The organism is Thermoanaerobacter sp. A7A, from assembly GCF_000445185.1.
Classification (GTDB): domain Bacteria; phylum Bacillota; class Thermoanaerobacteria; order Thermoanaerobacterales; family Thermoanaerobacteraceae; genus Thermoanaerobacter.
Window position 1 is genome coordinate 1 of record NZ_AVAF01000072.1, and the last position, 5,042, is coordinate 5,042.

Below are 5,042 nucleotides of genomic sequence, written 5' to 3' on the forward strand. Positions count from 1 at the left end.
ATTTTTTTATCTGTTGCATTTAATTATACAACTAACCAAAGAATATTTTACACTCCCTTCATACAATTTTCACAAAAAAGAACGTCTCAAAATGATGCGTTCTCTGTCTTAGACAAAGTTCCATTTTTATTGGCATTTTGCATCGTTCGCTCCAGGTGACATCACAGACTAAATTAAAGCTCGACCTCTGACTCAGGCGGGGTTCCGGGCACATTCGACATCCCTGTCTCAGGTGCCCGCCTCCGCCCTCCTTGGCTTCGGCCCCGCCTTCGTCTGTCGGTCTCGCTAAGTTTAGTTGCTGCTCTGTCACGTCGCTTCACTTATGCAAAATGTCAATACATCATAAAGAGTTTGTCTACAGACTGAGAACATCTCAAAATGAGACGTTTCCTTTTTAAAAGATTAATTTTTTGTGTCCACAGCTTTAAACTTCAAAATAGGATTTAATGCATAAAATAGTGCCAATGCAATTGCAGAATCTATTGTGTGATGAATCATTGTTCCTATTCCTACAACCACAAAAGCCTTGTAAAAATCAAATCCAAAAGGTATTACCACAATTGCTTCTAAAACAGCATGTATTGGAAGTGTAACGGCTAACGCCACGGGAAAAGAATATCCTCTTTGCATCATTTTAGCTCCAACATAGCCAAACACTGCATGAACTGCCGCCCTTGCTGCTATTACAGGTCCCAATTTTATTAAAAAGCCTATCGCAGATACAATCCCTACAAATACTGCTGTTGCAGGGCTTATAAGCATTGCCAGCATTACAGGTACATGAGATGCCAGTGTGGCTGAGAAAGGCGGAATAACTATTCCTAATACTCCTCCAAAAGCCAATGGTATAACAAGTGCCAATGCTGCTAAAAGCCCTCCAATAGTAATTTCTCTTGTCTTCACATTAAAACCCCCATTCTTTAACTTTCATAATTATAGTATACACAGATGTATATACATATGTCAATAATAAAACAACCACTTTAAAATTTTTAGAAAGTGGTTATTCCTTATTCTATTAAAAACCCTTTTTCTTCCAAAGCCCTTTGTATTCTATCTAGTACCTCTTCATTCTCCGCCTCAACAGTGTGAAGATGCACTCCATCCGTCAGAGAAGACAAAAGGGTCGCTTTTCCTTCTTTTACAAATCCCATAAATTTACTTACATCATATCTTGAAGAAAGCATTAAAAGCCCTTTTATCTCCCCATAGAAGGGATGCTCTACAATTACATCTAGCACTTTTCCGCCATTATCAACTATTAAATTTAACTCCTCCTCTGTCCTGTCGTATCCGTGTTTGACAGCAAAAACCTTTTTTACAGTGTTTTCTTTTACAATGTCTATTATATAACCTTGAGGGGTAGACAATATTTTAATCCCTTTAGCCCTTAAAATAGCTATATCTTGCACAATAATTTGCCTTGTCACTCCAAACCTTTTAGCAAGGTCAGAGCCGGATATAGGCTCTTTAGCATTCTTTAAAATTTCAACTATTTTGTTCCTTCGCTCTTGTGCCGTCATGATTCTTCACCTTTTTAAGCATAGCATTTGTAACAAGTAAAAATGTGCCTGTCGCCATTATAAAATCTCCTATGCTAAAGGTTTTTGGCAATGGATAAGGTTTCGGCAACACTAAGACATCTGCTAAAAATTTTAACCGTGTAGAACTTGTCAAAACCTGATGTGTAGCAATTTTATTTGACTGAAGGTCAGGGATGAGATTATTAAGTCCCGCTGCCTTTAAAGCATCAATGGAGACAGGCATTCTTCCTCCGTTGGCAAATATAACGATAAAATTTAAAAGCACTCCAATGCTTATTATTCTAAAATACTTGTTATCTCTATTGTACCACAATCCTATGAAAAGCAAAAGATAAACAAAGAAGTGGATATAAGACCGGTATTCCATAATGACGTGAAACTTATTAGCAAGGTTTAACATACCAAACTCCAAAACAAAAGCAGCTATAAAAAGGCCGGGTTTTTTTATGTCAATATCAGCAATTCCGCTGATTTTTCCTCTTCTTAAAGTTCCATAAATTAGAGAAGCACCAAGTGAATCAAATATCATGCTTAAACTCCTCCCTATTCTTTTCAAAAGCTTTTTTGAAAGCATTTATTATTTTAGGGCTAAACTGTGTCCCTTCATTTGCCACAATTATTCTATATGCTTCCTCTTGTGAAAAAGCCTTTCGATAGGGCCTGTCTGAAACTAAAGCATCGAAAACGTCTGCGAGGGAAAGTATCTGCGCTTCCAATGGTATTTCATCACCTTTTATCCCGTCGGGATATCCATTCCCATTATACCACTCGTGATGGTATTTCACCCACAGAGAAGCCTCTTTTAAAGCAGGAACATCTCTCAATATCTCATAGCCCTTTTGAGGGTGTTCTTTTATTATGCTTAATTCTTCATCAGTTAACTTCCCTGGCTTATTTAAAACCTCTTCTTTTACTCCAATCTTTCCTATATCATGTAAAAGGGCTGCAATCCTCACCATTTCAGTGTGAGACTCACTCAATCCAAATTCTCTACAAAGTAAAGCCGAAATTTTTTCTACGTTTTTTGAATGACCCGCTGTGTACTTGTCCTTTGCATCAAGAGCCTTTACAAGCACATTTATTGTATCATAATAAGACTGCTTTGAGTCCATGTAAAGCTTAAACATATATCGTATCATCAACAAAGGTATAAAAAGTAAAATAAGACTTATATACCCTATTTTTATAAAAGCTTCAGACATAACTATACCCAAAAAGGCAAGAAAGAGAAAGTTTGGAATCATCCATTTAAAATCTTTTGTTAATATATATTTAAAAGACTTATTTAATAAAAGAGATAATAATATTGCTACAATAATAGTGTTTAATAGGTAATATACTATTGCTGCTAACACTGCTGACAAAAGATATCGAGGATATATGTAAGTACCCGGAATACCACCAGTATATTCATATATTAAGCCACCAACGCCAACACTTAAAGCTAGTTGAGAAGCATTAAATAAAACTTTATAATAAGGCAAATTAAATATATGTACTATCCTGCCATCAGAATATTTAACAAAACGAAAAGTCATACCTAAAGAAGCAATTAAAGAACCTTCATATGGACCAAAGATAAGAACGGCCATTAAATCAATTGCAAATGCAACAGATACAGCAAGTTCTTTGGTTACATATATTGGCATTGATTCGGCTAAAGCAGCAAAAAATCCAAATAGAATTATATCTATAACTCTATTTATAGGAATGTTTAATATAGAATAAATAATAAAAGATAACCCTAAAGCTATTATTATAGAAATGTATATTTTTACTCTTTTGTTAAGCATAATAGACCTCCTATTTTCAATCTAAAAAACACCTCAAACCGCTTAACCCCAAGAAACATTTGCACCTCCAGCTAATGCAAGTGCCATTAAAGCCAGCAATATTTTTATAATTGTCGCTTTATTCATCCTGAAACCCTCCTTTGCTGTTAAACTTTCTGCCCTTAGGCTTCAGGTAACGCTACGCTAAGCAACTTTTAAGCGGTTTGGGTGTTAAAATAACTAACGGGACGTAATTGACATTACACGCCTGTTGACAGCATCCAATGTAGCTTTTACCACAGCTTCCCCTTCATCTTTTTTTATAAGACAAGAGCCAGTAAGGAGTTCCTCCTGGTTATTTGTCACATGAGTAACCCCTACAACTATTATCCTGCTTTTAGCTATATTAAATATATCGACATCTTCCAACAAAAATAAATGGTTTTTAGGAATCAATTTAGAAATAGAGTCCAGTGTAGCATTGGCAATTATTCTATATTTATTACTTGCAGTATTAGGTCCTTCGGCATATCCTTCAAAAACCTCATCCCCTCTTGTGAGGATAACTCTCGCTTCACTGGTAAGTCCGTTATTTATAAATGAATAGCTTGAAAAAACAAGCCTCTGTTCTCCTTGGAGATTTTCTCCCATATCAATTTGCGCTACACTGACAATTTTATGATTTATATCAATTCCAAACTGTGCCATTATGACAGATTGCACATCTCTTGCAATCTGCTTTGCATTCCTTGTACTGTCAGCCAACACGTGAATTTCTGTTATTTCACCATTCTCTACAACTACCCTACAGGATAGTACTCCTTGAATTTTATTTATATACTCTTCCATCGAATTTACTGTATCTTTTGTTATTTCACCCATTATCTTCACACCCTATTAAAATTTGTCCACACTAAAAATATATTCTATACAAAATTTAAAATTCCTTCTTTTTAGACAAAAAAATTGGGGATAGAGCCTATCCCCCAATTTTTTAGCTTCTTATGTAGTTTTATTCTATTGGCTCTATTAAGCCATATTTCCCATCTTTTCTTTTGTATACGACATTTATAGTGTCAGTGTCGGCATTTGTAAATACAAAGAAGTTATGTCCCAACAGATTCATCTGAAGAATCGCTTCCTCAGGTGACATAGGCTTTATGGGGAACCTCTTTGTTTTAACTATTTCAAAGGAACCCTCTTCCTCTTCTCCCTTAGCTTCTTCATAAGCAGCTGGAATTTCAAACCTTATTGACTCATTAGAACCAAATCTATTTTTAAGCTTTGCCTTGTGTTTGAGTATTTGTTTTTCTATTTTGTCTACAACTCTATCAATTGACACATACATGTCATCGCTGACTTCTTCAGCTCTAAATATAATACCCTTAAAAGGTATTGTGATTTCCGCAATGTGATTGTTTTTCTGGACACTTAAAACAGTCCTAACTTCAGTGTCCTCAGTAAAGTACTTGCTTAACTTGCTCACATTTTTTAGCACTGCATCCCTTAGCCCATCCGTAACTGTCATGCCATTTTTACCGCTTACTGTGATATTCATAGTATCAAACCCCTCTCATTATCCTTCTATTTAATATAATTCTACATAAAAAACAATATTCCTGCAATATGTGGAAACAAAAAAAACACTCCTTTTCGGAGTACCAGACTGTTGACAAACTATTTTGCAAGATTGGCATTTTGTGAAGTAATGCGACTCGCGACAAAG

6 protein-coding genes are annotated in these 5,042 nt (G+C 35.5%); all 6 read right to left on the reverse strand.

What is annotated here, in order from left to right:
* Positions 1-402: 402 nt before the first annotated feature.
* A complete protein-coding gene (locus M663_RS0104420; protein WP_029688071.1) occupies positions 403-903 on the reverse strand; it encodes a hypothetical protein in 501 nt (166 codons plus the stop codon).
* A gap of 107 nt (positions 904-1,010) precedes the next feature.
* Positions 1,011-1,523, reverse strand: coding sequence for a transcription repressor NadR (locus tag M663_RS0104425; RefSeq protein WP_029688072.1), 513 nt, complete (start codon positions 1,521-1,523; stop codon positions 1,011-1,013).
* A complete protein-coding gene (locus tag M663_RS0104430) occupies positions 1,489-2,073 on the reverse strand; it encodes a DUF5317 domain-containing protein (protein WP_029688073.1) in 585 nt (194 codons plus the stop codon). Before M663_RS0104430 ends, M663_RS0104425 begins: the two co-directional genes overlap by 35 nt.
* A complete protein-coding gene (locus M663_RS0104435; RefSeq protein ID WP_029688074.1) occupies positions 2,063-3,337 on the reverse strand; it encodes an HD-GYP domain-containing protein in 1,275 nt (424 codons plus the stop codon). Before M663_RS0104435 ends, M663_RS0104430 begins: the two co-directional genes overlap by 11 nt.
* A 219-nt stretch (positions 3,338-3,556) precedes the next feature.
* Positions 3,557-4,198 carry a hypothetical protein gene (locus M663_RS0104445; RefSeq protein ID WP_029688075.1) on the reverse strand — a complete coding sequence of 214 codons (642 nt, stop codon included), beginning with the start codon at positions 4,196-4,198 and terminating at the stop codon, positions 3,557-3,559.
* A 130-nt stretch (positions 4,199-4,328) separates the two neighbouring features.
* Positions 4,329-4,874 (reverse strand): ribosome-associated translation inhibitor RaiA, encoded by a 546-nt coding sequence (gene raiA, locus M663_RS0104450; protein ID WP_029688076.1) that lies wholly within the window; start codon positions 4,872-4,874, stop codon positions 4,329-4,331.
* Positions 4,875-5,042 lie beyond the last annotated feature (168 nt).

Coding starts and splice junctions, on each gene's coding strand:
- raiA (WP_029688076.1), bottom strand. CDS start 4,874: ATGAATATCACAGTAAGCGGTAAAAATGGCATGACAGTTACGGATGGG.
- M663_RS0104425 (WP_029688072.1), bottom strand. CDS start 1,523: ATGACGGCACAAGAGCGAAGGAACAAAATAGTTGAAATTTTAAAGAAT.
- M663_RS0104430 (WP_029688073.1), bottom strand. CDS start 2,073: ATGATATTTGATTCACTTGGTGCTTCTCTAATTTATGGAACTTTAAGA.
- M663_RS0104435 (WP_029688074.1), bottom strand. CDS start 3,337: ATGCTTAACAAAAGAGTAAAAATATACATTTCTATAATAATAGCTTTA.
- M663_RS0104445 (WP_029688075.1), bottom strand. CDS start 4,198: ATGGGTGAAATAACAAAAGATACAGTAAATTCGATGGAAGAGTATATA.